Source organism: Blastococcus sp. SYSU DS0510 (genome assembly GCF_054050835.1).
The window spans coordinates 77,132-102,544 of record NZ_JBJHAC010000006.1 but is presented as its reverse complement, the minus strand read 5'-3'; the positions used below and the strand labels follow the sequence as shown (position 1 = coordinate 102,544).

The 25,413-nt window shown below is 75.3% G+C and carries 29 protein-coding genes; 13 read left to right on the top strand and 16 right to left on the bottom strand.

Going from position 1 to position 25,413, the window contains the following annotated elements; genetic code table 11:
• Nucleotides 1-37: 37 nt before the first annotated feature.
• The 3 genes from mftC to mftA are packed head-to-tail and all read right to left on the bottom strand — an operon-like array spanning nucleotide 38 to nucleotide 1,711.
• Entirely contained in the window at nucleotides 38-1,261 is a 1,224-nt protein-coding gene (gene mftC, locus ACI79P_RS07020) for a mycofactocin radical SAM maturase (RefSeq protein ID WP_456580313.1), read from the bottom strand.
• Entirely contained in the window at nucleotides 1,258-1,563 is a 306-nt protein-coding gene (mftB, locus tag ACI79P_RS07015) for a mycofactocin biosynthesis chaperone MftB (RefSeq protein WP_456580312.1), read from the bottom strand. Before mftB ends, mftC begins: the two co-directional genes overlap by 4 nt.
• Before the next feature lie 13 nt (nucleotides 1,564-1,576).
• Nucleotides 1,577-1,711: a mycofactocin precursor MftA gene (gene mftA / locus ACI79P_RS07010; protein ID WP_456580311.1), complete on the bottom strand. Its 135-nt coding sequence runs from the start codon at nucleotides 1,709-1,711 to the stop codon at nucleotides 1,577-1,579.
• A 107-nt stretch (nucleotides 1,712-1,818) separates the two neighbouring features.
• Between mftA and ACI79P_RS07005 the strand changes: the two genes are divergently transcribed.
• Both ACI79P_RS07005 and mftD read left to right on the top strand, forming a co-directional pair.
• Nucleotides 1,819-2,415 (top strand): acyl-CoA-like ligand-binding transcription factor, encoded by a 597-nt coding sequence (locus ACI79P_RS07005; protein WP_456580310.1) that lies wholly within the window; start codon nucleotides 1,819-1,821, stop codon nucleotides 2,413-2,415.
• 118 nt (nucleotides 2,416-2,533) lie between these two features.
• On the top strand, nucleotides 2,534-3,766 hold the full coding sequence (mftD, locus tag ACI79P_RS07000) for a pre-mycofactocin synthase MftD (RefSeq protein WP_456580309.1): 1,233 nt from the start codon (nucleotides 2,534-2,536) through the stop codon (nucleotides 3,764-3,766).
• Between the two features lie 25 nt (nucleotides 3,767-3,791).
• On the opposite strand, the gene ACI79P_RS06995 is transcribed toward mftD, so the two are convergent.
• Complete coding sequence (locus tag ACI79P_RS06995; protein WP_456580308.1) at nucleotides 3,792-5,231, bottom strand: bifunctional 3-(3-hydroxy-phenyl)propionate/3-hydroxycinnamic acid hydroxylase; 1,440 nt, start codon at nucleotides 5,229-5,231, stop codon at nucleotides 3,792-3,794.
• A 116-nt stretch (nucleotides 5,232-5,347) separates the two neighbouring features.
• Between ACI79P_RS06995 and ACI79P_RS06990 the strand changes: the two genes are divergently transcribed.
• The 3 genes from ACI79P_RS06990 to ACI79P_RS06980 all read left to right on the top strand — a co-directional run bounded on the left by ACI79P_RS06990 (nucleotide 5,348) and on the right by ACI79P_RS06980 (nucleotide 8,579).
• Nucleotides 5,348-6,547, top strand: coding sequence for an NDMA-dependent alcohol dehydrogenase (locus tag ACI79P_RS06990; RefSeq protein ID WP_456580307.1), 1,200 nt, complete (start codon nucleotides 5,348-5,350; stop codon nucleotides 6,545-6,547).
• A gap of 122 nt (nucleotides 6,548-6,669) precedes the next feature.
• Nucleotides 6,670-7,563 (top strand): AAA family ATPase, encoded by an 894-nt coding sequence (locus tag ACI79P_RS06985; protein WP_456580306.1) that lies wholly within the window; start codon nucleotides 6,670-6,672, stop codon nucleotides 7,561-7,563.
• 215 nt (nucleotides 7,564-7,778) lie between these two features.
• The gene (locus tag ACI79P_RS06980; protein WP_456580305.1) at nucleotides 7,779-8,579 is read left to right on the top strand and encodes a vWA domain-containing protein; all 801 of its coding nucleotides are present in this window, start codon (nucleotides 7,779-7,781) and stop codon (nucleotides 8,577-8,579) included.
• Nucleotides 8,580-8,591: 12 nt separating this feature from the next.
• On the opposite strand, the gene ACI79P_RS06975 is transcribed toward ACI79P_RS06980, so the two are convergent.
• The 4 genes from ACI79P_RS06975 to ACI79P_RS06960 all read right to left on the bottom strand — a co-directional run bounded on the left by ACI79P_RS06975 (nucleotide 8,592) and on the right by ACI79P_RS06960 (nucleotide 12,559).
• Nucleotides 8,592-9,308 (bottom strand): hypothetical protein, encoded by a 717-nt coding sequence (locus tag ACI79P_RS06975; protein ID WP_456580304.1) that lies wholly within the window; start codon nucleotides 9,306-9,308, stop codon nucleotides 8,592-8,594.
• An 8-nt stretch (nucleotides 9,309-9,316) separates the two neighbouring features.
• Complete coding sequence (locus tag ACI79P_RS06970) at nucleotides 9,317-10,492, bottom strand: XdhC family protein (RefSeq protein WP_456580303.1); 1,176 nt, start codon at nucleotides 10,490-10,492, stop codon at nucleotides 9,317-9,319.
• A 74-nt stretch (nucleotides 10,493-10,566) separates the two neighbouring features.
• Nucleotides 10,567-11,679 (bottom strand): vWA domain-containing protein, encoded by a 1,113-nt coding sequence (locus tag ACI79P_RS06965; RefSeq protein ID WP_456580302.1) that lies wholly within the window; start codon nucleotides 11,677-11,679, stop codon nucleotides 10,567-10,569.
• On the bottom strand, nucleotides 11,672-12,559 hold the full coding sequence (locus ACI79P_RS06960; protein ID WP_456580301.1) for an AAA family ATPase: 888 nt from the start codon (nucleotides 12,557-12,559) through the stop codon (nucleotides 11,672-11,674). The genes ACI79P_RS06965 and ACI79P_RS06960 overlap by 8 nt, the downstream gene beginning before the upstream one ends.
• 72 nt (nucleotides 12,560-12,631) lie before the next feature.
• Here ACI79P_RS06960 and ACI79P_RS06955 point away from each other — a divergent pair, with 72 nt between their 5' ends.
• Nucleotides 12,632-13,933, top strand: coding sequence for a M18 family aminopeptidase (locus ACI79P_RS06955; RefSeq protein WP_456580300.1), 1,302 nt, complete (start codon nucleotides 12,632-12,634; stop codon nucleotides 13,931-13,933).
• A 125-nt stretch (nucleotides 13,934-14,058) separates the two neighbouring features.
• Here the strand turns inward: ACI79P_RS06955 and ACI79P_RS06950 are convergent, their stop codons facing one another.
• On the bottom strand, nucleotides 14,059-14,883 hold the full coding sequence (locus ACI79P_RS06950; protein WP_456580299.1) for a DUF2382 domain-containing protein: 825 nt from the start codon (nucleotides 14,881-14,883) through the stop codon (nucleotides 14,059-14,061).
• Nucleotides 14,884-15,230: 347 nt separating this feature from the next.
• On the opposite strand from ACI79P_RS06950, the gene ACI79P_RS06945 reads away from it, so the two are divergent.
• Nucleotides 15,231-16,040: a DUF3097 domain-containing protein gene (locus ACI79P_RS06945; RefSeq protein ID WP_456580298.1), complete on the top strand. Its 810-nt coding sequence runs from the start codon at nucleotides 15,231-15,233 to the stop codon at nucleotides 16,038-16,040.
• 115 nt (nucleotides 16,041-16,155) lie between these two features.
• Nucleotides 16,156-16,341: a hypothetical protein gene (locus ACI79P_RS06940; protein WP_456580297.1), complete on the top strand. Its 186-nt coding sequence runs from the start codon at nucleotides 16,156-16,158 to the stop codon at nucleotides 16,339-16,341.
• Nucleotides 16,342-16,412: 71 nt separating this feature from the next.
• Here ACI79P_RS06940 and ACI79P_RS06935 read toward each other — a convergent pair whose 3' ends face one another.
• Nucleotides 16,413-17,258, bottom strand: coding sequence for an aldo/keto reductase (locus tag ACI79P_RS06935; protein ID WP_456580296.1), 846 nt, complete (start codon nucleotides 17,256-17,258; stop codon nucleotides 16,413-16,415).
• Nucleotides 17,259-17,330: 72 nt separating this feature from the next.
• Complete coding sequence (locus ACI79P_RS06930) at nucleotides 17,331-18,569, bottom strand: MFS transporter (RefSeq protein WP_456580295.1); 1,239 nt, start codon at nucleotides 18,567-18,569, stop codon at nucleotides 17,331-17,333.
• 149 nt (nucleotides 18,570-18,718) lie between these two features.
• Here ACI79P_RS06930 and moaA point away from each other — a divergent pair, with 149 nt between their 5' ends.
• The 5 genes from moaA to ACI79P_RS06905 all read left to right on the top strand — a co-directional run bounded on the left by moaA (nucleotide 18,719) and on the right by ACI79P_RS06905 (nucleotide 21,715).
• Entirely contained in the window at nucleotides 18,719-19,774 is a 1,056-nt protein-coding gene (moaA, locus tag ACI79P_RS06925; protein ID WP_456580294.1) for a GTP 3',8-cyclase MoaA, read from the top strand.
• A 1-nt stretch (nucleotide 19,775) separates the two neighbouring features.
• On the top strand, nucleotides 19,776-20,048 hold the full coding sequence (locus ACI79P_RS06920) for a MoaD/ThiS family protein (protein ID WP_456580293.1): 273 nt from the start codon (nucleotides 19,776-19,778) through the stop codon (nucleotides 20,046-20,048).
• A 95-nt stretch (nucleotides 20,049-20,143) separates the two neighbouring features.
• Complete coding sequence (locus ACI79P_RS06915; RefSeq protein WP_456580292.1) at nucleotides 20,144-20,338, top strand: hypothetical protein; 195 nt, start codon at nucleotides 20,144-20,146, stop codon at nucleotides 20,336-20,338.
• A 64-nt stretch (nucleotides 20,339-20,402) separates the two neighbouring features.
• The gene (locus tag ACI79P_RS06910) at nucleotides 20,403-20,879 is read left to right on the top strand and encodes a GAF domain-containing protein (RefSeq protein ID WP_456580291.1); all 477 of its coding nucleotides are present in this window, start codon (nucleotides 20,403-20,405) and stop codon (nucleotides 20,877-20,879) included.
• Nucleotides 20,876-21,715, top strand: a complete 840-nt coding sequence (locus tag ACI79P_RS06905) for an SMP-30/gluconolactonase/LRE family protein (protein ID WP_456580290.1) — start codon at nucleotides 20,876-20,878, stop codon at nucleotides 21,713-21,715. The genes ACI79P_RS06910 and ACI79P_RS06905 overlap by 4 nt, the downstream gene beginning before the upstream one ends.
• 9 nt (nucleotides 21,716-21,724) lie before the next feature.
• Here ACI79P_RS06905 and ACI79P_RS06900 read toward each other — a convergent pair whose 3' ends face one another.
• The 5 genes from ACI79P_RS06900 to modA are packed head-to-tail and all read right to left on the bottom strand — an operon-like array spanning nucleotide 21,725 to nucleotide 25,351.
• On the bottom strand, nucleotides 21,725-22,135 hold the full coding sequence (locus ACI79P_RS06900; protein ID WP_456580289.1) for a molybdenum cofactor biosynthesis protein MoaE: 411 nt from the start codon (nucleotides 22,133-22,135) through the stop codon (nucleotides 21,725-21,727).
• Nucleotides 22,132-22,710, bottom strand: coding sequence for a nucleotidyltransferase family protein (locus tag ACI79P_RS06895; protein ID WP_456580288.1), 579 nt, complete (start codon nucleotides 22,708-22,710; stop codon nucleotides 22,132-22,134). The genes ACI79P_RS06900 and ACI79P_RS06895 overlap by 4 nt, the downstream gene beginning before the upstream one ends.
• A gap of 12 nt (nucleotides 22,711-22,722) precedes the next feature.
• Entirely contained in the window at nucleotides 22,723-23,769 is a 1,047-nt protein-coding gene (locus ACI79P_RS06890; protein ID WP_456580287.1) for an ABC transporter ATP-binding protein, read from the bottom strand.
• Nucleotides 23,766-24,569 (bottom strand): ABC transporter permease, encoded by an 804-nt coding sequence (locus ACI79P_RS06885; protein ID WP_456580286.1) that lies wholly within the window; start codon nucleotides 24,567-24,569, stop codon nucleotides 23,766-23,768. The genes ACI79P_RS06890 and ACI79P_RS06885 overlap by 4 nt, the downstream gene beginning before the upstream one ends.
• Complete coding sequence (modA, locus tag ACI79P_RS06880; protein ID WP_456580285.1) at nucleotides 24,566-25,351, bottom strand: molybdate ABC transporter substrate-binding protein; 786 nt, start codon at nucleotides 25,349-25,351, stop codon at nucleotides 24,566-24,568. The genes ACI79P_RS06885 and modA overlap by 4 nt, the downstream gene beginning before the upstream one ends.
• Nucleotides 25,352-25,413: the final 62 nt, after the last annotated feature.

The following is a 25,413-nucleotide window of genomic DNA, read 5'->3' as shown; positions in this document are numbered from 1 at the left end:
GCGCCGACCACGGCCCCTCCGGGGCGAGGGGAGCCGCTCAGCGCAGGTCCAGCCCCGCCAGCGGCGACTCGTCGCAGATCTTGCTCGGGATGGTGGGGATGCCGAGGAGCGTGGGCTGACCGCGGACCGGGCCGGTGTGCGAGTGGTCCAGGTGGCTCCTCGGCGTCGCCGTCGCGGCGTCGCGCGCCGCCAGCGCCGACTCGCCGTAGCCCTGGACGCACTCGGGGTCGGGGCCGTCCAGCGGCAGGCCGGTGAAGAACTTCGCCGCCATGCACCCGCCCCGGCAGGCGTCGAAGTGGGCGCACTTGGTGCAGGCGCCGCCGGTCTGCGGGCTGCGCAGATCCGCGAAGAGCTCGCTCTCCTGCCACACCTTCCGGAAGCCGCCGGGCGAGCGCACGTTGCCGGCGAGGAAGTTCTCGTGGATGGCGAACGGGCAGGCGTAGACGTCGCCGACCGGGTCGATGAGGCAGACCACCCGCCCGGCGCCGCACAGGTTCAGCCCCGGCAGCGCCTCCCCGAACGCGGACAGGTGGAAGAACGAGTCGCCGGTGAGTACCTGCTCGCCGTTGGCCAGCAGCCAGGAGTACAGCTCGCGCTGCTGGGCCTGGGTCGGGTGCAGCTGGTCCCAGACGTCGGCCCCGCGGCCGGACGGGCGCAGCCGGGTGATCCGCAGCTGGGCGCCGTAGCGGTCGGTGAGCGCCTTGAACGCGTCGAGCTGCCCGGCGTTCTCCCGGGTGACGACGACCGAGACCTTGAAGTCCTTCATCCCGGCCTCAGCCAGGTTCTCCAGGGCGCGCGTCGCGGTGGCGAACGAGCCGGTGCCGCGCACCCGGTCGTTGACCTCGGCGGTGGCGCCGTCCAGCGAGATCTGCACGTCGACGTAGTCGGTGGCCGCCAGCTGCGCGGCCCGGGCCTTGTCCAGCTTCACGCCGTTGGTGGAGAACTTGACCCCGACGTCGTGGCCGATCGCGTAGTCGAGGAGGTGCCAGAAGTCCGGGCGGACGGTCGGCTCGCCGCCGCCGACGTTCACGTAGAAGACCTGCATCCGCTGCAGCTCGTCGATGACCGCCTCGGCCTCGGCGGTGGAGAGCTCGCGCGGGTCCCGCCGTCCCGAGGAGGAGAGGCAGTGCACGCACGCCAGGTTGCAGGCGTAGGTGAGCTCCCAGGTCAGGCAGATCGGGGCGTCCAGGCCGTACTCGAACTGGTCGATGAGCCGCCCACCGGCGGGGCGTTCGGGTCGGGCGGGAAGGACGGCGGTCACGGGGTCTCCCGGGGGGTGATCATCTGGGAGCGGGCGAGGTCGGCCAGGGCCTTCTCGTAGGCGGGCCGCTGGGTGTCGCCCACGCCGCAGGCGGTGAGCGCGGCGGTGGCGGTCGGGTGGTCGGCGAGGGCCTCCACCACGGCGACGAGGGTCTTCGACTTCAGGAAGGAGAGCTTCCGGTTGCCGAAGTGGTAGACGAGCGCGCCGAACGGCTCCGGCCGGAGGGCGACCGACCGGGCCTTCTGCCAGGGCAGCGCGGGGTCGAACACGGCCGTCCCGTCCGGCCCGGCCGGAGCGGTCATCGGGGCGAGCGGTTCAGTAGACGCCGCACATGCCGTCGATGGAGACCTCCTCGACGAGCTGCTCCTCGACGAGGGGCTCCTCGGTGGTGGGGGCCTCCGGGGCCCGGAACTCCACGGCGGGGACGTCGGTCGGGGTGGTCTCGGGCATGTCAGCCTCCGTGAACGCGGTCACATGGACCTGCCGGACGTTAGTGACACCGGGTGCCAGGGGCAACACCGGGCCGCGGGTGCATCGCAGACCGGCAGAATGCCCGCGTGACGGAGACGAGGACGGCGGCCCCGGTCGCCCCCGACGGGCGGGCCCGCGTGGAGCGCGCCGCCCTCGACCTCTTCGCGACCCGCGGGTTCGAGCAGGTGACCAGCGACGAGGTCGCCGACTCGGCGGGCATCAGCCGCCGCACCTTCTTCCGCTACTTCCCGGCCAAGGCCGACGCCGTCTGGGGCGACTTCGCCGGCCACGTCGCCCGCCTGGAGCAGCTGCTGGCCGCCGCGGACCCCGCCCAGCCGGTGCTCACCTCGGTCTGCGCCGCCTACGTCGAGGTCAACGACTACCCGGACGCCGAGCTGCCGCTGCTGCGCGAGCGCATGCGGCTGATCCTCACCGAGCCCGCGCTGCTGGCGCACAGCCAGCTGCGCTTCGCCGAGGTCGACCGGGTGGTCGCCCGGCACGTCGCGGCGCGGACGGGCGGCGAGCCGACCGGGCTGCTGCCGCGGCTGGTCGCCGCGAGCACACGCGCCGCCGCGACCACGGCGTTCGAGGCGTGGCTCGCCGAGCCGGGCTCCCCCCTGACCCGGCACCTGCACCTGGCGTTCGACGAGATGGCGGCGGGTTTCCCGAGCCTGCGCGGCTGACCCGGCGGGGCGACCGGTGTGGCCGCCGTCTCACCCACGGCGTTAGCCTGGCACTCAGTGCCACCGGCCGTCGCGCCGGCCCACCGCCCGGTCGACCGGGCCGACGAAGGAGAATCCCATGGCCAACGCGTGGTTCGAGTCGGTCGCCGAGGCCCAGCGCCGGGCGAAGAAGCGGCTCCCCAAGGGGGTGTACGCCGCGCTGGTCGCCGGCTCCGAGCGCGGGCTGACGCTCGAGGACAACCTCGCCGCCTTCGCCGAGGTCGGCTTCGCGCCGCACACCGCGGGGCTGGCCAACGAGCGGAACACGGGCGTCACCGTCATGGGCCAGCAGATGTCGATGCCGGTGGTGATCAGCCCGACCGGCGTGCAGGCCGTGCACCCCGACGGCGAGGTCGCCGTCGCCCGGGCCGCGGCGGCGCGCGGGGTGGCCATGGGGCTGTCCAGCTTCGCCAGCAAGCCGATCGAGGAGGTCGTGGCGGCGAACCCGCAGACCTTCTTCCAGATGTACTGGGTGGGCACCCGCGAGGAGATGCTCGGCCGCATGGAGCGCGCCCGTCGGGCCGGCGCCGTCGGCATGATCGCCACCCTGGACTGGTCGTTCGCCTACGGCCGCGACTGGGGCAGCCCGTTCATCCCCGAGAAGATCGACTTCGAGGCGGCCCGGAAGTACGCGCCCCAGGTGCTGGTCAAGCCGCGCTGGCTGCTGGACTTCGCCCGCACCCGGCAGCTCCCCGACCTGACCGTGCCGAACATGGTGGCGACGCCGGGTGACCCGGCGCCCACCTTCTTCGGCGCCTACGGCATGTGGCAGCAGTCGCCGATGCCGACCTGGGAGGACGTCGCCTGGCTCCGCGAGCAGTGGGGCGGTCCGTTCATGCTCAAGGGCGTCATGCGGGTCGACGACGCCAAGCGCGCGGTCGACGCCGGCGTCACCGCGATCTCGGTCTCCAACCACGGCGGGAACAACCTCGACGGCACCCCGGCCTCCCTCCGCGCGCTGCCTGCGGTCGCCGAGGCGGTGGGCGACCAGATCGAGGTGCTGCTCGACGGCGGGATCCGGCGCGGCGGCGACGTCGCCAAGGCCCTCGCCCTGGGCGCGAAGGCCGTCATGATCGGCCGCGCCTACCTGTGGGGCCTCGCGGCGAACGGCCAGGCCGGCGTGGAGAACGTGCTGGACCTGCTGCGTGACGGGCTGGGCTCGGCGATGGTCGGGCTGGGCCGGCCCGACGTCTCCGAGCTCTCCCGCGACGACCTCGTCGTCCCCCCGGGCTTCGAGCGGGCGCTGGGCGACACCGCCGTGGAGAACGCGCTGCTGGCGACCTCGCCCGCCCGCCGGCGGCGCGAGGCCTGATCCCGCGGCCTGCGACTGAGGGCGCTCACACCCGCACCGAGCGGACGATGCGGTCGGGGCGCACGCGCACCAGCGCGGCGCCGTCCAGCCAGCGCGCCAGAGCGCCGGACGGGTCCTCGATGCGCAAGGCCGTGCCGTCAGGCCGCCGCACCCGCAGGTCCGACGTGATCTCGACGTAGCCGTCACCCAGGACGTCGTCCAGCCGGCGGACGGTCCCGTCGACGAGGACCTCCGGCTGCGGCAGGAGCGTCCCGGCCAGCCGGCGACCGGCCCGGCCCCGGCGCGCCACCAGCGGGCCGCGGCGCAGCGGCGGGGTGCGGCTGTCGGTGGCCAGCCGGGCGACGGCGGGGATGCGGCGGACGGCGGCCAGGACGACCCGCCGGGCGACCGCGCCCCAGCGCCCACCGCCGGTCATGAGCCGGCCGAGCAGCAGGGCCACCCGGATCAGCGCGCGGGCGTGCGGCTCGCGCTCGGCGCGGTAGGTGTCCAGCAGCGCGTCCGGCGCCTCGCCGTGGAGGACCGCGGCGAGCTTCCAGGCCAGCTGGTGGACGTCGCGCAGCCCGAGCCCGAGCCCCTGGCCGACGAACGGCGGGGTGAGGTGGGCGGCGTCGCCGGCCAGCAGCACCCGCCCGTCCCGCCAGCGGTCGGCGACCTGCGCGCGGAACGTGTACTCGACGGCCCGCAGCACCTCGAGGTCGGCCGCCGGCGCGACCGGGGACAGCAGCGAGGCCAGCCGCTCCGGGGCGGAGAGCTCCTCCGCCGTCTCCCCCGGCGCCAGGCGGAACTCCCAGCGGTAGCGGTCGCCGGTGACCGGCATGAAGGTGGCCGCCCGGCGGGGGTCGCACACCTGGTGCACCCCGGGCCAGACCGGCAGCGGCGCGGGCGCCCGCGCGTCGACCACGAGCCAGCGGTCGGGTGGGGCGAGGTCGAGCATCCGGGCGCCGATCAGCTCCCGCACGGTGCTGTTGGCGCCGTCGCAGCCCAGCACCGCCGCCGCGCGGACGGAGCGCTCCGCCCCGGCCGCCCGCTCGGTCAGCCGCACCGTGATCCCGCGGCGGTCCTGCGCGAGGCCGGTCACCTCGCAGCCACGGCGCACCTCGATCCCGGGCGTCCCCGCTGCGGCGGTCGCCAGCACCTCCTCCAGGTCGGGCTGGTGCACGAACGACCCCTGCGGCCAGCCGTGCGGGCCGGCGTCCGGGGCCCGGCGGAACTCGGCGAGCACCCGGTGCGCGCCATCGAGCAGGCGGAGCCCGGCCATGGGCCGGCACCGGGCGGCGACCTCGTCGGCCACCCCCGCCGCCTGCAGCGCCCGGAACACCTCGTCGTCGAGGTGCACGGCCCGCGGCAGCGGGTAGGGGGCGGCGTGCCGCTCGAGGACGACGACCTCCAGCCCGCGGCGGGCCAGCAGCAGCGCCGCGGTGAGCCCGACGGGCCCCGCGCCGACGACGACCGCGACCGGGGGCACCGGCCCAGTGTGCTCGACGAGACCCGCGGTGGCGCGCGGCGACCGGGCGGCAGTCACCGGCCGGGGGCAGCACCAACGTTGCACCCCTCTTCCCCCGCTGTGGTCCAGGTCATAGCGTGACCACCACCCATGCGTACCCGCGCATGGGGCGGACGGCCCTCGACGACGAGGGCGACGAGGAGGTTCCTGTGCCCGTGAACACCCGCGGCGCGATCCTGCGCTCAGCCCCCGGCAAGTGGGAGGTCACCGACCTCGTCGCCGATGACCCGCAGGCCGGCGAGCTGCAGGTGAAGCTCGCCGCCTCCGGCATGTGCCACTCCGACGACCACATCGCCACGGGGGACATGCCGGTCGGGCACTACCCGTTCCTCGGCGGCCACGAGGGCGCCGGCGTCGTGACCGCGGTCGGCCCCGGCACGAAGGGGTTCGCCGAGGGGGACCACGTCGTGTTCTCCTTCCTCCCCGGCTGCGGCCGCTGCCGCTACTGCGCGAACGGCCAGCAGTACATCTGCGACTCCGGCGCCAACCTCCTGATCGGCTCGCGCTGGGACGACGCGGAGAGCTTCCGCTTCCAGACCTCCGACGGCACCCCGGTCGGCCAGATGTGCGGGCTCGGCACGTTCGCCGAGGTGACGACGGTCGACGTCCGGTCCACGGTCAAGATCCCGAAGGACATCCCGCTGGACGTCGCCTGCCTGGTCGGCTGCGGCGTCGGCACCGGCTGGGGCACCGCCGTGCAGGCCGGTGAGGTGCGGGCCGGCGACACCGTCATCGTCATGGGTATCGGCGGCATCGGGATCAACGCCGTCCAGGGCGCGGCGCACGCCGGCGCGAGCCACGTCATCGCCGTCGACCCCGTGGACTTCAAGCGGGAGAAGGCGATGGAGCTGGGGGCGACGCACGCCTTCGCGAGCATCGACGAGGCGGCGGAGTTCGGCCGGAGCGTCACCAACGGCCAGGGCGCGGACAAGGTGCTGATCACCGTCGGCGTGCTGAAGGGCGAGCACGTGGCCCAGGGTGTCGAGGCGCTGGGCAAGGGCGGCCGCGTGGTCATCACCGGCCTCGGTGACCTCACCGACGTCGGCATCCCGATCAACCCCAGCATGTTGGCGCTGTTCACCAAGGAGATCCGCGGCGCGCTCTTCGGGGACCAGAACCCCAGCGCGGACATGCTCAAGATGCTGCGGCTCTACCAGGAGGGCGCCATCAAGCTCGACGAGCTGATCACCAACCGCTACAAGCTCGACGACATCAACCAGGGCTACGAGGACCTGCACGCGGGCAAGAACCTGCGTGGCGTCATCGTCTACGACTGAAGAAGGACCACCCCTCCCCCCACGCCTCGGCGCGGGCCCCTGAGGGGTGGCCGTTTTCCATCACCTCACCGGGCCGGGGCGCTCCTGTGCGGAGCGCCCCGGCCGTGGTCGGCAGGAGGACCGTGACCAGCGTGCGCACCGCCGCCCACCTCGACGTCGCCGGCATGGTCCGGTTGGCCCGGCAACGCGTGGTTGACCGCACCCGGGAGGCCGAGGTGGTCGCCGCGGCCCTCTCGGCGGGGCGCAACGTCGTGCTGGCGGGACCGCCCGGCACCGGCAAGACCACGCTGCTGCGCGCCCTGGCCGACGGCGCGGGCGTCCCGCTCGTGCTCGTCGAGGGCAACGCGGAGCTGACGCCCACCCGCCTGGTCGGCCACCACGACGCCTCCCGGGTGCTCACCGAGGACTACCGGCCCGAGAACTTCGTCCCGGGCCCGCTCACCCGCGCCATGACGGAAGGTGCGCTGCTCTACGTCGAGGAGTTCAACCGGGTCCCCGAGGAGACGATGAACGTCCTCCTCGGCGTCCTCTCCGAGCGGGAGATGCACGTACCCCGCTACGGGCGGGTCGAGGCCCGGCCCACCTTCCGGCTGGTGGCGGCGATGAACCCGTTCGACGCCGTCGGCACCGCCCGCGTCACGCCGGCCCTCTACGACCGCTCCTGCCGGGTGGCCATGGCGTACCAGGACGAGGAGGCCGAGCTCGGGGTGGTCGAGGCGGTGACCGGCGGGGACCCACGGCTGGTCGCCCGGGCGGTCCGGGCGGTCCGGATCACCCGCGACCACCCCGAGCTACGGATCGGCGCCTCCGTCCGGGGCGCGATCGACACCGTGCTGATCGCCGTCGAGCTCGGCGCCGTCCGGGAGGCCCCCGCCCTGCAGGAGGCCACGGGGCTCGACGCCGCCCTGGCCGCACTCACGGGGAAGGTGACCCTCGGCGACGGCGTGGCGCGCCCGGTGGAGGACGTCGTCGGCGACATCTGGCGCAGGGCCGGTGAGGAGCTGGGAAAAGCCTGACGCCCGGGGAGACGCCGCCTGGGCCGCCACCTCCACCGGCGCAGTCCGGTGAGCGACCGGGGTCGGGGCCGCCCCGCGTCGTCGAGTCCCCCGAGGAGGTCGAGGAGCTGCTGCGTGCCCAGGGCGCGCGCCGCTCCAGCCGGGACCAGCTCTCGCGCAGCAACCCGGACTTCGACACCGTCTCGCCGGAGGCCGGTGCTCTCGACGCCCAGGCCGTGGCCGACCTCGCCGCTCGCGACCCCGACGCCGCCGCCCGGGTTCTCGCGGCAGCCGCCCGCGCATTCGACCCGCGACTGCGCGCCGCCGCTCGGGCGCTGGCCGCACGGCTGCCGATGGGCTCACCCCGCACCGGCATCGCCGACCGTCCCGGCACCAGCCGGCTGGTCACCCGGTGCGACCCGACCGGCTCCGACGTCGACCTCGACGCCACCCTGGCGGCGCGGGGTTCGGAGCCCCGGTGGCGCGCCGAGCACCTGCGCACGAGGGGCTGGCGCTCCACCGGCCGCGCGGTGATCCTGCTCGTCGACGCGTCCGGATCGGTGGCCGGGGATGAGCTCGCCGCCGCCGTGCTCACGGCCTCGGCGCTGGTCCAGCGCCTGCGCCCTGGTGACGAGCTCGGCGTCATCGCCTTCTGGTCGAAGGTCGTGGTGCTGCGTCCCCTGTCGGCCGATCCCCGCGTCGACGTGGTGGTCGACCGGCTGTGCGACCTCCGCGGCGGCGGCACGACCGACCTGGAGCTCGCGCTGCGGACGGCGGCGGTGCAGGTGGCGCGCTCCCGCGCCGCGGAGCGCCACGTCCTGCTGCTCTCCGACGGTGTCGCGACCGACAGCCCCGATCCGGTGCACGCCGCCACGTCGCTCGCGCGGGTGCGGGCGCAGCTCCAGGTGCTGGCGCTGTCCGACGAGGCAGAGGCGATGAGCTCCTGCACGGCCCTCGCGGCGGCCGGTGGAGGACGGGTGGCCCCGTTGCACCGACCCTCGCAGGCGCCGTCGGCCGTCCGGGAGCTGCTGGGATGACCGGCCGGCCGATCAGCCGCCGAGGGCGTCCAGGTCGACCGGGTCCTCCGGGGCCGTGATCTCGACCGCCTCGCCGAACTCGCTGAACTCCACCGTGGCCGGCGCGTCGCCCCGGTTGTCGATCCGCAGCGGGTAGGGGGCGGACTCGTCGTCGGCGACGGTGAGGCTGCTGCCGTCGCCCTGCGTGACGACGACGACGGGCTCGCCGTCCAGCTCGCCCCTGGTGACCTCACCGGTGGCCTGGGCCCCGGCGGCGGCGCGCAGCTGGTCGGCCATCCCCGAAAGGGTCAGCGTGCTGAAGGAGGCCGCCACCTCCGCGGGCATGAGCGCCCACCGGCCCTCCAGCTGACCGGCGAACTCGGCGGGCATGCCGAAGGAGGCCCAGTAGTCGGCCGGCGCCCGGACGTAGGCGGTGCCGCCGGTGAAGATGAGCTCGGCGGCGGTGCCGTCCAGGGTGACGGTGCCCTGCGCGTCCTCGCCCTGCAGCCGCAGGTCGAGCTCCTGGGTCGAGCCGCCCTCCTCCACCGAGCCGACGACGTGCACGGCGCCCGCGTCCTCGAGGGCGGCGAAGGCGGCGTCGACCACCCCGGCGGCGTCCTGCTCGGCCAGCGAGCTCCCGCTCTCGGCGCCGCTCGTGGCCGCCGCCCCGCTCGGGGCCTCCTCGGAGCCGCTGCACGCGGCGAGCAGCAGGACGGCGGCGGCCGCCGTGCCGAGACGTCGGATGCTCATGGTCCCCCTCAGCGGCCTCCCGGCCCTTCGGCAGGGGCCAGCCGCGAGCCGGCGAGTGGCGGGGGACCGGGGGGGCCTTGATGGATGGGGCCCTCCACCTCGGCCAGCCGGCGGCCGGTCCCGCCCCAGCGGCCCTGGATGATCTCGGCGGCGATCGACACCGCCGTCTCCTCGGGGGTGCGCGCACCGAGGTCCAGGCCGATCGGCGAGGCGAGCCGGGAGAGCTCGTCCTCGGTCAGCCCGGCCTCGCGCAGCCGCGCCAACCGCTCATCGTGCGTCCGCCGGGAGCCCATGGCACCCACGTAGGCCACCGGGGTGCGCAGGGCGACCTCCAGCAGCGGGACGTCAAACTTCGGGTCGTGGGTGAGCACGCAGAGGACGGTGCGCTCGTCGATCCGCCCGGCGTCCACCTCGGCCTGCAGGTAGCGGTGCGGCCACTCGACGACCACCTCGTGCGCGTCCGGGAAGCGCTTCGGCGTCGCGAACACCGGCCGGGCGTCGCAGACGGTGACCCGGTAGCCCAGGAACGCCCCGACCCGGGCGACGGCGGCGGCGAAGTCGATCGCGCCGAAGACCACCATGCGCGCCGCCGGGGCGAAGGAGTTGACGAAGAGCGTGAGGTCGTCGCCGCGTCGCTCGCCGTCGTGGCCCACGTGCAGGAGGGCGGTGCGCCCGGCGGCCAGCATGCCGCGGGCGTCGTCGGCCACGGCGTCGTCCAGCCGCTGGGAGCCCAGCGTCCCCGACGCCCGGTCGGGCCAGAGCACCAGGCGGCGGCCCAACCGGTCGTCCGGCCCGGCCACCACGGTGACGACGGCGACCGGCTCGTGCCGGCCCACCGACTCCGCGACCTCGCCCAGCTCGGGGAAGGACTCGCGGGAGACCGGCTCCACGAAGACGTCGAGGATCCCGCCGCAGGTCAGGCCGACGGCGAAGGCGTCGTCGTCGCTGACCCCGTAGCGGCGCAGGACGGGCTCGCCGGTGTCGACGGCGTCCTTCGCCTCCTCGTACACCGCGCCCTCGACGCAGCCGCCCGAGACGCTGCCGACCGCCGTCCCGTCCGGCCCGACCAGCATCGAGGCGCCGGCCGGCCGCGGCGCCGAGCGCCAGGTGCCCACCACCGTGCCCACGCCGACGGTCTCCCCCGCCTGCCACCAGCCGACGAGATCGTCAAGAACGTCGCGCATCCGCGTCCTCCTGTCGTCCGGCCTCGGTCGGAGGCTCGCCGCGAGCCTGCGAGTGGTGAGGGGGCCGAGGTCCTTCAAGCACGGTGGATCACTCCTGACAGCTCCTCGAACGCGGCCATGCTGTGCCCGGCCACGAAGTGGTCGACCGACGGGAGCGCGGCCTGCATCCCGCCGGTGAGGGGTTCGTACCCCATGCGGCCCTTGTGCGGGTTGACCCACACCACGGTGTGCGCCAGCCGCCGCAGCCGGGCCATCTGCTCCCGCAGCATCGTGGTGTCCCCCCGCTCCCAGCCGTCGCTGCAGACGACGACGACGGCCCCGCGCGCGGTGCCGCGCTGACCCCACCGGTCGAGGAAGGCCTTGAGCACCTCGCCCAGCCGGGTGCCGCCGGACCAGTCGGGGATCGCCTCGCCGCCGGCCGCGAGCGCGCGGTCCGGGTCGCGCAGCCGCAGTTCGCGGGTGACGCGGGTGAGCCGGGTGCCGATCGTGAACACCTCGGTGGAGGCCGGCCGGGCCCGGACCGCGGCGTGCGCGAAGCGCAGCAGCGCGTCGGCGTAGGGGGTCATGGAGCCGGAGACGTCGACCAGCAGCACCACCCGGCGCGGCCGGGGGCGCGCCCGGCGGTGCATCAGCCGGCTCACCTCGCCGCCGTCGCGCAGCGCCCGCCGCACGGTGCGTGCCGGGTGGACCCCGCCGTGGGCAGCCGGTCGCCGCCGCCGGGCCGGGCGCATCGGCGCGGCGGGGACCAGCAGCGCGAACAGCCGCCTCAGGTGGGCCCGTTCGGCGTCGGTCAGCCCGGCGACGTCGCGGTGGCGCAGCACCTCGTCGGCGCTCGCGCGGGCCGCGAGGTCGGGGGCATCGGGGTCGTCGTCCTCCCCCTCGCCCTCGCCGGCGTCCAGCGGCGCGCTGGCGGCGAGCCGGGGGCGCACCTGCGGAGCCGCCGGGGTGGGGCGCGGCCGCTGCCCGGAGAACCAGGCCAGGAACGCGGCGTCGTAGCGGTCGAGGTCGTCGGGGCCCGCGCACAGCGTGAGCCGGCCGGCCCAGTAGACCGCCGAGGGCTTCAGGACGTCGAGGTGCCCGAGCGCGCCGAGCATCGCCTGGACCCGGTCCGGGGAGGCGGTCACCCCCGCGTGCCGCAGCGTGCGGGCGAACCCCAGCACCGTGTCGACCACGTCGCGCTCAACCACCGAGCAGTGCCTCCGGGGCCAGCGACCGCACCCGCTCGGTGTCCTCGCGGTACTTGAGCACCGCGCCGAGGGTCCGCGCCGCGAGGTCGGGGTCCAGGTCGCGGGCGCCGAGGGTGTGCAGCGCCGTCGCCCAGTCCATGGCCTCGGCGACCCCGGGCGGCTTGAGCAGGTCGAGGGTCCGCAGCGTCGCCGTCGCCCGGGCCACCTGCCGGGCCAGCTGCTCGGTGACCTGGGGGAGCCGGCGGCGCAGGATCGCCACCTCGCGGTCGAAGTCCGGGTGCGCGAGCCAGTGGTAGAGGCAGCGCCGCTTGAGCGCGTCGTGCACCTCGCGGGTGCGGTTGGAGGTGAGGACGACCAGCGGCGGGATCTCCGCCCGCACCGTGCCGAGCTCCGGGATGGAGATGGTGAAGTCGGAGAGGATCTCCAGCAGGAACGCCTCGAACTCGTCGTCGGCGCGGTCCACCTCGTCGACCAGCAGCACGCTCGGCGCGTCCTCCAGCGCCTGCAGCAGCGGCCGGGCGAGGAGGAACCGGCGATCGTAGAGCGAGGCCTCCAGCCGCGCCGGGTCGTCCGCGGCGTGCGCCGCCTCGGCCGCGCGCAGGTGCAGCAGCTGGCGGCCGAAGTCCCAGTCGTAGAGCGCCTGGCTGGCCTCGAGCCCCTCGTAGCACTGCAGCCGGTAGAGCGGCCGGTCGGTGATCTGCGCCAGCGCCTGGGCCAGCGCCGTCTTCCCGACGCCGGCCTCGCCCTCGAGGAACAGCGGCCGGTGCATCACCAGCGCCAGGTGGGCGGCGGTGGCCAGGCCCTCGTCGGCGAGGTAGCCGGTGGCCTCCAGCGCTGCGGACAGCTCGTCGGGGCTCCCGGGCACCGTGCGCTCGCTCACACCAGCAGCATCCCACCCCGCCGTCGGCGACCGCGCCCTCACCCGTCTCCGGGCGTCGGGCACGATGACCGCATGCCGACCGCCGCTCTCGACCCGCTCGCCCTCGGCGACGACCTGCGCGCCTTCGTCGACGCCTCGCCGTCCCCCGCCCACGCGGTCGCCGAGCTGGTGCGCCGGCTGCGCGCCGCCGGGTTCACCGAGCTCGCGGAGACCGACGCCTGGGCCCCGGCCCCGGGCGGGCAGCACTTCGTCGTCCGGCACGGCAGCGTCATCGCCTTCCGCCTGGGCAGCGGCTCGCTGGCCGAGACCGGCATGCGGCTGGTCGGCGCCCACACCGACTCGCCGACGTTCAAGATCCGCCCGCGATGGGAGGTGCGGCAGTCCGGCTACCGCCTCGTGGGCGTGGAGCCCTACGGCGGCGGGCTCTGGCACACCTGGCTGGACCGGGAGCTCACCGTCGCCGGGCGGCTGGTGCTGCGCTCCCACTCCCCCACCCACCCGCGCACCGCCCTGGTCCGGCTTCCCGGCGCCCCCCTGCGGCTGCCCTCGCTCGCGATCCACCTCGACCGCAGCGTCCGGGAGGGGCTGACCCTCGATCCGCAGCAGCACCTCGTGCCGGTGTGGGACCGCGACCTCGGCACCGGGCCGGCGCTGGCCGAGGCGCTGGCCGCGACCGCCGGGGTGGAGCTGGGGGACGTCGTCGGCACCGACCTGGTGCTGGCCGACACCCAGCCCTCCGCGCGCGCCGGCGCGGACGGCACGTGGGTGGCCGCACCGCGGCTGGACGACCTGGCCTGCTGCCACTCCGGGCTGCTGGCCCTGCTGGCCGCGCCCGCCGGGGAGCGCACGCAGGTGCTGGTCTGCAACGACCACGAGGAGGTGGGGAGCGGCTCGATGTCCGGCGCCCGCGGGAGCTTCCTCGAGGACGTCGTCCGGCGGCTCGCGGCCGCGACCGACGACGGCGACCCGCAGGCCCCGCACCGGGCGCTGGCCCGGTCGGTGCTCGTGTCGGCCGACATGGCCCACGCGGTGCACCCGACCCGCGCCGAGCGGCACGAGCCTGCGCACCGGCCGGAGCTCGGCGGCGGGCCGGTGCTGAAGGTGAACGCCAACCAGGCCTACGCCACCGATGCGGCCTCCGGTGGCTGGTTCACCGAGCGCTGCGACGAGGCGGGGGTCCCCGTGCAGACGTTCGTCACGCGCGCCGACCTGCCGTGCGGCAGCACGATCGGGCCGCTCACGGCCACCCGGCTGGGCGTGACCACGGTCGACATCGGGGCGCCCATGCTCGCCATGCACTCCTGCCGCGAGCTGGCCTCGGCCCTCGACGTCCCGCTGATGGTGGGCGCCCTCACCGCCTGCCTGGGGGACTGACCGCCCCCGGGGACGACAACGGCGGCCGACCGGAGTCTGGTCTCGGTCGGCCGCCGCGCGTCAGCGGCCCCGTTCCAGGAACCCGCCTCGAGCGTGCGACGGGTGGGGAGGAAGGGGGTCCGTCCTCACATCCGGCGGTTGGTGTCGTCCGCCCCGTCGACCTCGATCTCCTCCTTGCGGAGGGTCTCGTCGACCCGCACCTCGTCGGTGACGGTCTCCTTGTCCAGGCGGACCCGCTCGACCGGCACGGCCTCCTTGGCGACGACCGGCTTCTCCGCGCGGAGGGTGACCTCGTGCTCCTCCTCGCTGATGGCCGGCCCGTCCATGGCGTTGCCCACGTTGGCGTCCGTGATCGGCTCGCGCTCGACCCGGACCTCCTCGCGGGAGACGGGAACGGTCTCGGTGACGTTCTCGCTCACGACGTACTTGCGCAGGCGGGCGCGGCCCACCTCTTCCTGGCGGGTGCCGACGTCCAGCCGCTCCTCGGAGCGCGTCATGGCGTTGTCGGTCGTCGGGCCGGAGGTGTCGTGGCCGACGGTGCCCCGGGTGTCGGTGCGGTCGGTGCCGACCGTTCCGGCGGTCCCGGCCATGCCCGTGGTCTCGGTCGTGGTGACGGTCTCGGTGCGGCCGGTCGTCCCGCTGCCGAGGCCGTAGTACCGGTACAGCTCCTCTTCCTCCTGCGGGGAGAGGTGACCGTCGGTGTCGATCTTGGGGGCGTCCTTGACGCGGTCCTTGCTGACCGGTACGCGGAGGCCGTCGTCGGTCAGGTTGGCGTCACGGATCGGGACGAAGGACTCCTTGGTGCCGAACAGACCGGTGCGGACGGTCACCCACTCGGGCTGGCCGGTCTCGTCGTCGAGGTAGACCTCGGAAGCGGACCCGATCTTCTGACCCTCGGTGTCGTAGACGTCCTGGCCGATCACGCGGCTGATGGTCTCGGTGCCGATCATCGTCGTTGTCGCTCCTATCTGAGCTCGGGGATGTTCGTCCCTCCGATGGGTGACCGGGACGGTGGCCGCGAAACGAGCAGATCGGGACGGACCGGGATCGCCCCGCGTCCGCAGCACCGCGCACGGCCTCCATCCGGGGCCGCCGGCCGGCCTGCCACCGACATCCGCGCAGGTCACGCCCGCATCCACCCGGCGGGCACCGACCCACCGGGGCACCCGTCGACAGCGCTAGCACCCGTCACACTGCGTGATCCGGCTCTGCCCGGGCGTGTCGTCCGGGACGGGTCCGGCACAGCGGGTCGGCGCGCCGCCCACGACCGCGCGGGCACCGTGCCTAGCGTCGTCGCGTGCCTCCCCGTTCGCCGTACGACAACCTGGTCCACCCGCGCACCGTCAAGAAGGCCTCGCCCGAGGTCGAAGCGGTCAAGGACGTCGTCGTCGAGGACCCGAGCAGCGGGTTCGTCGGCGCCGTCGTGCGCTGCGAGAAGGACGTCGTCCACCTCGAGGACCGGTTCGGGCGCGTGCGCGCCTACCCGCTCGGCCCCGGCTTCTGGGTGGACGGGCGCCCGGTGGTGCTCGTCCGGCCCAAGCAGACCGCACCGGCCGGCCCGGCCCGCAGCGCCTCCGGCTCCACCTACGTGGCAGGCGCCCGCGCCCGGGTCGCGCGCGAGGGGCGCATCTACGTGGAGGGCAAGCACGACGCCGAGCTGGTGGAGAAGGTCTGGGGCCACGACCTGCGCATCGAGGGCGTCGTCGTCGAGCCGCTGCACGGCGTCGACGACCTGCCGGGCATCGTCGAGGAGTTCCGCCCGTCGTCGGGACGGCGGCTGGGCGTGCTCGTCGACCACCTGGTGACCGGCTCCAAGGAGTCCCGCATCGCCGCCCGGGTCACCGGCGACCACGCGCTCGTCGTCGGCCACCCGTTCATCGACATCTGGCAGGCCGTCAAGCCCTCCGTCGTCGGCATCGGGGCGTGGCCGACCGTGCCCAAGGGCGAGGACTGGAAGACCGGTGTCTGCCGCCGGCTGGGCTGGGAGGACGACACCGGTTACGTGTGGGCCCAGCGCATCCTCGCCCGCGTGCGGACCTGGACCGACCTGGAACCCGCGCTCATCGGCCGGGTCGAGGAGCTCATCGACTTCGTCACCACCGACTGAGCCGGCGCTTCCTTACGAATTGCCGACGGTCGGGCCCCGCCCGGTTGCCGGAGGCTCCGCCGGTCACCCCTCCGGTCGTCGGACGCACACCACGCACGGACGAAGGGGCAGCACCATGTCGGCACCGTCGCACGAGAACCCGGACGCCGTCCCCCGCACCGGCACGGAGGTGCCGTGGCGCGAGGACGTCCCCCGCACCGACCACGAGCACGAGGTCGAGGGCCCGCTGGACCCGCCGGAGGCCCAGCGCAACGTCGCCTCCGCGCCGGAGGAGAAGCCCCCGGTGCGGCGCGGGGAGTGAGCCGCGCGGCCGGCGAGTGACCCCTGGTGATCAGCGGACCTGATCACCAGGGGTCCTGGCTCACGGTCGGCTCAGCCGGGGATGTAGTTGAAGGTGTCCGGGTCGGGGCCGGTGCGCTCGCCCCGGTCCAGCCCGGTGAGCGCGGCCATGTCCTCGCGGCCGAGCTCGAAGTCGAACAGAGCGAAGTTCTCCGCCATGCGCTCGCGGGAGGAGGACTTCGGGAAGACGACGTCGCCCCGCTGCACGTGCCAGCGCAGCACGACCTGGGCCGGGGTGCGGCCGAGGCGCTCGGCGATCGCGGCGATGGCCGGGTCGTCGAGCACCTTGCCCTTGGCGATGGGCGACCATGCCTCGGTGACGATCCCGTGCTCGGCGTCGAACGCGCGGACGTCGTCCTGCGCCAGGTAGGGGTGGACCTCGATCTGGTTCACCGCCGGGACGACCTCGGTCTCGTCGAACAGCCGGCGCAGGTGGTGCGGCTGGAAGTTGGAGACGCCGATGGCCCGGCAGCGGCCGTCGCGGTAGATCTCCTCCATCGCCTTCCAGGTCTCGACGTAGTCGACGTCGATGCCCGGCAGCGGCCAGTGGACGAGGAAGAGGTCGAGCTGGTCGAACCCGAGGTCGGCGAGCGTCCGGTCGAAGGCGCGCAGCGCGTCGTCGCGACGGTGGAAGCCGTTGTTGAGCTTGCTCGTCACGAAGATCTCGCCGCGGTCGATGCCGGAACGGGCGACGGCCTCGCCGACGCCCTTCTCGTTTCCGTACATCTCCGCGGTGTCGATGTGCCGGTAGCCGACCTCGAGGGCGGTCGCCACGGTGTCGGCGGTCTCCGCGGGCGGAACCTGGTAGACGCCGAAGCCGAGCTGCGGGATCTGAACGCCGTTGTTCAGCGCGAGGGAGGGCACGGGTGAGTGAGCCACAGGCTGGTCCTTCCGGTTCGGGGAGGGTCGCGAGCCGCACGATCGGTCGTGCGCGATCGACCCGTCGCCCGCCTACCCGGTGGTGCGGTCCTCAACCAGGGGTGCGGCGGCCGGCCGCTCCGCGACCAGCGCCCCACCGCCGAGCGCGAGCAGGGCGGCGAGCGCCGCGGCCCCCGCGGGCACGGCGAAGGCCGCCTCCGCACCCCAGGCGTCCACCGCGGCACCGGCCAGCGCCGAGCCCGCGGTGACGCCGAGGGTGAGGCCGGAGATCGTCCAGGCCAGCGACTCGGTGAGCAGACCGGGCGCCGTGCGGGACTCCACCAGCGAGGTGCCCGAGACGAGCACCGGCGCGATGGTCAGCCCGGCCAGGAAGCCGACCCCGACGAGCACCGCCAGCGAGCCGACGCCCCACAGCAGCTGGGCGGCCAGCCCGAAGGCGACCGCCGTCGCGACGAAGCGGGTGGCCAGCGTGCCCGGCAGGCGTGCGAGGCCGTAGACCAGCCCCGCGACCAGGCTGCCGGCGGCGAAGACGGCGAGGGCCACCCCGGAGAGCGCCGGCGCCCCCTCGGCCTCGGCGAAGCCGACCACCACGACGTCGATGGCGCCGAACACCGTGCCCACGGCCAGGTAGGTGACGGTGACGACCAGCAGCGTCGGCGTCAGCACCGCCCACCACCGGGCAGCCGACGCCCCGGCGACGGGGTGCGCCGGCGGGTCGGTGTCGCGGAGGGCGGCGAGCCAGAGGCCGCCGATCGTGCCGAGGACCACCCCGGTGAGGAAGCCGACGGGCGGCGCGACGAGCGTGGCCAGGAGCGTCACCAGCGGCGGGCCGACGACGAAGACCACCTCGTCGGCGACGGCCTCGAACGCGAACGCCGTCTGCCGCCCCGCGGGGTCGAGCACCGCGGCCCACCGGGCGCGCACCAGCGAGCCGACGTTGGGGCTGCTGGCCCCGACCGCCGCGGCCAGCAGGAACCAGCTCCAGCGGGGCCCGCCGCCGACCACCGCCGCGACGAACGCGACGCCGGTGAGCGCGAAGGCGGCCATCGCCAGGCGGAGCACCGGGCCCTGGCCGCGGCGGTCCATGGCCCGCGCCCACTGCGGCCCGGCGACGCCGTAGCTGAGCGCGAGGGCGCCGGCGACGGCACCGGCGAGGCCGTAGCTCCCGGTCTCCCGCGAGACCAGGAGCACCGCGCCCAGGCCGAGCATGGGGGCGGGCAACCGCCCCACCCACCCGGCCAGGGAGAAGGCCACGGACCCGGGGACGGTGAAGAGGCGGCGGTAGGGGCTGAAGACGGTGCGGGCCGACACGGGTTCTCTCGCGCTTCCTGGCCACGGGCGAGTGCGGGACGTCCTCCGCCGGTCTCTCGGGTGGCGGGGGAACGGTAGCAACGCCTCCGCGGCGGGGCCCGCGCATTTCCGGCCCGCCACGTGTCGCCCGTCGCGGCTACATTCGGCCCATGACCGGCGCCGACCTGCCCGACCCCGCGGTCCGCCGTGCCGTGGGCACCGTGGCCGCCGGCTCCGGCGGCCTGGTCGACCGGTACGGGCGCACCGCGACCGACCTGCGGGTCTCCCTGACCGACCGGTGCAACCTGCGCTGCACCTACTGCATGCCGCCGGAGGGTCTGCAGTGGCTGCCCAAGGTCGAGCAGCTCACCGACGACGAGGTCGCCCGCCTGGTGCGCATCGGGGTGGAGCACCTGGGCATCCGCGAGGTGCGCTTCACCGGGGGCGAACCGCTGCTGCGCCCGGGCCTGGTCGGCATCGTCGCCGGCGCGACGGCGCTCCACCCGCGGCCCGAGGTCAGCCTCACCACCAACGCCATCGGGCTCTCCCGCATGGCGCCCGCGCTCGCCGAGGCCGGGCTCGACCGCATCAACGTCAGCCTGGACACCCTCGACAGGGAGCGGTTCAAGACCCTCACCCACCGCGACCGGCTGGACGACGTCCTCGCCGGCCTGGCCGCCGCGCGGGACGCCGGGCTCACGCCGGTGAAGGTCAACGCCGTCCTGCTGCACGGGATCAACGACGTCGACGCCGTCCCGCTGCTGGACTTCTGCCTGGAGCAGGGCTACGAGCTGCGCTTCATCGAGCAGATGCCGCTGGACGCCCACCACGCCTGGACGCGCGGTCGCATGGTCACCGCCGAGGACATCCTGGAGCGGCTGTCGGCGGCGCACGAGCTCACCCCCGACAGCGAGGAGCGGGGCTCGGCACCGGCCGAGCGCTGGCTGGTCGACGGCGGGCCGGCCACGGTGGGTGTGATCGCCTCGGTCACCCGCTCGTTCTGCGGCAGCTGCGACCGCACCCGGCTCACCGCCGACGGGCAGATCCGCAACTGCCTGTTCGCCCGCGAGGAGTCCGACCTCCGGACGGCGCTGCGCGAGGGCGCCACGGATGCGGAACTGGCGGACCGCTGGCGGATCGCGACCCTGGGCAAGCTGCCCGGCCACGGGATCGACGACCCGAGCTTCCTGCAGCCGAGCCGGCCCATGTCGGCGATCGGCGGCTGAGTTGTCCACCCACCCCGCCACCCCGGGGGCGACCACCGTCACCGTCCGCTACTTCGCCGGCGCCCGCGCCGCCTCCGGCGTCGACACCGAGCGCTGCGAGGCCGCCAGCCTCGACGAGCTCGTCGGGCGGATCGCCCTCGCCCACGGGGAGCGGCTGGAGCGGGTGCTCACCGCCTGCTCGTTCCTGGTCGACGGCGCCCAGGCCCGCGACCGGGAGGCCCCGCTGCCCGCCGGCGCGGTCGTGGACGTGCTCCCGCCCTTCGCCGGGGGGTGAGCGAGGGGCCGTCCGCCCCGCAGTCAGGCCCGACCGTGGAGGATGGCCGTTCCCGCGCCGACCCGGTCGGTCGGCGGCCGGATGGAGGAGGAGTCATGAGCATCTTCGACAGAGCGAAGGCGAAGGCCCAGGAGCTGTTCGGCCGGGCCGAGGAGCTGTACGGCGAGTCGCACGGCGACGCCGCGGCGAAGGTCGACGGGGAGGCCCACCGGCTGGAGGCCGAGGCGGAGGAGGCCGAGCTCGAGCGCGACGGGCGGACCGACGACGACGGCCTGGCCGGAGCACGCTGACCTCGCTCCGGACGGTTGGCCGGCCCGCCCCGGTGGTATTTCGTACGACATGGTTCCGTCGGGCGTGGCCGACGTGGCGCCGTGGGGTGACTGGCTCTCCGCGGCCGAGGGAGCGCTGCGCTTCCTGCACGGGTACGTCGGCTGGGACCTGTGGGTGGTCACCCACGTCGAGCACGACCGGCAGATCATCGTGCGCGCGTTCCCGGAGGCCGGCGTCCGCCCGGGCACGGAGCTGCCGTGGGCGCAGAGCTTCTGCCGCCAGATGATCGAGGGGAACGCACCGCGGGTAGCCACCGTGACCGCCGCCGTGCCGGCCTACGCCTCGCGGTCCTACGGCTCCATCCGCGACATCGCCGCCTACGTGGGCGTCCCCCTCGTGACCCGCGACCTCGAGCTGTTCGGGACGCTCTGCGGGATCGCCTTCCGCGCCAAGCCGCGCAGCGCCAGCCGCGAGCTCCCCGTCGTCGAGCACACTGCCCGCATGCTGAACACGTTGCTGGCCACCGACCTGCCGGGCCCTGTCGGGACGGAGGCCCGGTGAAGGCGCAGCGGCTGACCGGTGCGGTGACCCACCACGGCGAGGGGCCCGTGTGGTCGCCGGCGTGGGGCGGCCTGCGGTGCGTGGACATGCTCGCCGGTGACGTCCTCACGGTGGGCGAGGACGGCTCGGTCGCCCGCCGGCACGTCGCGGACGTCGCGGCGGTCGTCCGGCCGCGCCGCGGCGGCGGCGCGGTCATCGCGGTGGAGCGCGGCTTCGCCCTCGAGGGCCCCGACGGCACCCTCACCCTGCTGGACCCGGTGTGGACGAACCCCGACATCCGCATGAACGAGGGCGGCTGCGACCCCGACGGCCGCTTCTGGTGCGGCTCGATGGCCTACGACCAGACGCCGGGCGCCGCGTCGATGTACCGGCTGGACCCCGACGGCAGCGTGCACCACGTCTTCGGCGGGGTCACCGTCTCCAACGGGCTGGAGTGGAGCCCCGACGGGTCGCTGGCCTACTACGCCGACACGGCGACCCACCGCATCGACGTCTTCGACTACGAGGCCGGGGCGGGGCTGAGCGGGCGGCGCCCGTTCGTGACGTTCCCGGACGACGGCAACCCCGACGGGCTCACCGTCGACGCCGAGGGCGGGGTCTGGGTCGCGCTCTACGGCGGCGGCGAGGTGCACCGCTACGACCGCGACGGCCGGCGCGACGCCGTGGTGGAGCTGCCCACGCCGCAGGTGACGGCCTGCACCCTCGGCGGCCGCGCCCTGGACCGGCTGTTCGTCACCACGTCCGCCGAGGGCGGCCTGGACGACGGCGTGGCCGGCTCGCTGTTCACCGTGGACGTCGGGGTGCGGGGGCTGCCGGTGCGCGAGTTCGCCGGCTGAGGCAGGCGCCTAGGGGCAGGCGACCCACTCCTCCTCACCGTCGCCGAACACCTGCCGCTTCCAGATGGGCAGCCGCTTCTTCACCTCGTCGACGAGCTCGGCGCAGGCGGCGAACGCCTGACCGCGGTGCGAGGCGCTGACCGCGCACGCGAGCGCGACGTCGCCGATGCCGAGCACACCGATGCGGTGGCTGACCGCGACGGCGTGCAGCTCGGGGCGCGCGGCGAACTCCTCGGCCAGCTCGGTGATGACGTCGGCGGCGCTCGGGTGGCCGACGTACTCCAGCTCGGCCACCGAGCGGCCTCCGTCGTGGTCGCGGACGACGCCGGCGAAGGAGACCACGGCCCCCGCCGCCGCGACGGAGACGGCGTCCTCGTGCTCGGCGACGGACAGCGGCGTGTCCACGACCCTGGCGATCACGGCGCCGACGCTACCCCCGGCGGCGGGACGTCGAGGTCGACCGGATCGGCGAGGCCGGTGCAGTCGACCTCGACGACGTCGTGCGCCGCCAGGTAGCGGCGGGCGCCCTCGTCGCCGGTGGCCGTCTCCGCGACGCCGGCCCAGTGGTCGCGCCCGAGCAGCACCGGGTGGCCGCGGACGCCGTCGTAGGTGGCGGTCGCCAGCGCGTCCGGCGCGGCGTGGGCGGCGACCGCCCGCAGCGCGGCGGGCGTGAGGCCGGGCATGTCGACCAGGGTCACCAGTGCGGCGTCCACCGTCCCCGGGAAGCCGCGCAGCCCGTCCAGGCCGGTGCGCAGCGAGGAGGCCATGCCCGATTCCCAGTCCCGGTTCGCCAGCACCGTCGCGCCCGTGAGGTCCGCGGTCCGCCAGACGTCGACCGCCCGGGCGCCGAGCACGACGAGGACGACGTCGCAGGCCGCCCGCGCCGTCCGCACCGCCCGCTCGACCAGCAGGCTGCCCTCGTACTCGACCAGCGCCTTGGGCATGCCGTAGCGGCGGCCACCCCCGGCGGCCAGGACGAGGGCTGCGGTGCTCATCCTTCCACTCTCTCAGCGGGCGTAGACGGCGACCTCGGAGGCCTTCACGCCGGCCCACACCTCCGCGCCCGGGACGAGACCCATCTCGGCGAAGGAGGTCGCCGTGACGTCGGCGACCAGCGGCACCTCCCCGGTGAGCTCGCAGCGCACGGTGGCGCCGTGCGGCGTCGCCCCGACCAGGCGTTGCCGCCAGAGGTTGCGGGTGCTGCCGTCGGGGCGGGAGGCGTAGAGCGCCACCGACTCGGGACGGACCGCCGCGAACACCGGCCCGGTGGCCTCCTCCGCCACCACGACCACCGCGCCGCCGTCGAGCCGCACCACGCGCCCCTCGCCGGTGCCCGGCAGGAGCGACAGCCCGACCAGCCGGGCCACGTAGTCGGTACGCGGCCGGCGGGCCACCTCGGCCGGGGTGCCGGCCTGCACGACCCGCCCCTCCTCGACGACGACGACGCGGTCGGCGAGCGCCATCGCGTCCACCGGGTCGTGCGTGACGAGCACGGTGCTGCCGCGGAACCCCCCGAGGTGCCGGCGCAGCTCGGCGCGCACGGTGAGCCGGGTGCGCGCGTCCAGGGCCGACAGCGGCTCGTCGAGCAGCAGCAGCGCCGGGTCGCCGACGAGCGCCCGGGCCAGCGCGGCCCGCTGCGCCTGACCGCCGGAGAGCTGGGCGGGCCTGCGGCTCCCCATCCCCTCGAGCCCGACCCGGGTCAGCCACTCGTCGGCGGCCGCCCGGGCCCGCGCCCGCGCCGCCCCCCGGGTGCGCAGGCCGAAGGCGACGTTGTCGACCACGCTCAGGTGCGGGAAGAGCAGCGCGTCCTGGAAGACCATCCCGAGGGCGCGCCGGTGGGCGGGGACGGACGCGCCGTCGCCGTCCCAGACCTCGCCGTCGACGACGACCCGGCCGCGGTCGGGGGGCAGCAACCCCGCCAGCACGCGCACGAAGGTCGACTTCCCGGCGCCGTTGGGACCGAGGAGGGCCAGCACCTCGCCGTCGGCCACCTCGACCTCGACCCGCAGGTCGAGGTCGCCCCGGCGGGTGGCGACCGTCGCGGTCAGGCTCATACCGGCGCCCGGCCGAGCCAGCGGTCGCGGAGCAGCAGCAGCGTGGCCAGGGAGACGGCCAGCAGCACCACCGAGAGCACGATCGCCGCGTCCGGATCCCGCTGCAGCGCGAGGTAGACCGCCAGCGGCATCGTCTGCGTGGTGCCGGGGAAGTTGCCGGCGAAGGTGATGGTGGCGCCGAACTCGCCGAGCGCCCGGGCCCAGCAGAGCACCGCGCCGGCCGCGACGCCGGGGGCGACCAGCGGGAGGGTGACGCGGCGGAACGTCGTCCAGCGGCCGGCGCCGAGCGTGGCGGCGACGTCCTCGAAGCGGGCGTCGGCGGCCCGCAGGGCGCCCTCGACGCTGATGACCAGGAACGGCATGGCCACGAAGGTCTCGGCGATGACGACGGCGGTGGTGGTGAACGGGATCGTGATGCCGAAGGCGTCGTCCAGCCAGGAGCCGACGATCCCCTGCCGGCCCAGCACGAGGAACAGCGCGACCCCGCCGACGACCGGGGGCAGCACCAGCGGCACGGTGACCAGCGCCCGGAGCACCGAGCGGCCGCGGGCCCGGGAGCGGGCGAGGACCCAGGCGAGCGGGACCCCCAGCAGCAGCGACAGGCCGGTGGCGAGCGTCGCCGACACCAGCGACAGCCGCAGCGCCTGGCCCACCCCCGGCGCGGCGAGCTGGGTGGCCAGCTCCGACCACGGGGTGCGCGCCAGCAGCCCGAGCAGCGGGAGGGTCAGGAAGGCGACGCCCAGGGCCGCCGGGACGAGGAGGGGCACCGGGACGCGGGTGCCCTCGGGAGCGCGGCTCACGGCTGCTGGAACCCGGCGTCGGCCAGTGCGGCCTGCCCCTCGTCGGAGAGCACCAGGTCGACGAAGGCGGCGGCAGCGTCCGGGTTCGGGGCGTCCTGCAGGGCGGCGACCGGGTAGCGGTTGCGGGCGGCGCCGGACTCGCGGAAGGGGAGGGCGCGGACGCCGCCGTCGGCGGAGACGTCGGAGCGGTAGACCAGCCCGGCGTCGACCTCGCCGAGCTGCACCTTGGTGAGGACGCCGCGGACGTCGTCCTCGAGGGTGTCCGGTGCCCCGGCCAGACCGGCGGCCTCGAGCACCTCCGCGGCGGCGGCGCCGCAGGGCACCTCCGGCGCGCAGACGGCGAGCACGTCGTCGACCTCGAGCAGGTCGGCCAGGCCGGGGGTGCCCGCGCCCGACCTCCCGTCGATGCCGGCGGGGTCGTCCGCCGGCACGGCCAGCAGCAGCTCGTTGGCGGCGAAGGGCTGCGGGGCACCCACCAGGTCGGCGACCCGGTCCATCTGCGCCTCGTCGGCGGAGGCGAAGACGTCGACGGGGGCGCCCTGCTCCAGCTGCGTGGCCAGCCCGGAGCTGCCGGCGAAGCTGAAGCGCACCTCCAGACCCGGGTGCTCCCCCTCGAGCCGGCCGCCGAGCTCGGTGAAGACGTCGGTGAGCGAGGCGGCGGCGAAGACGGTGAGGGTGCCGGAGAGCCGGCCGTCCGCAGCCGCGCCGGGGTCCGCCTCCGACGACGCGCCGCAGCCGGGGAGGGCCAGCAGCACCGCCACGAGCAGCGCACGCGCGCGCATGCCACCTCCTCGGTCGACCGCTCCTGCGGCAGACTCCAGCAGGTGAACCCGCATCCGCGCAA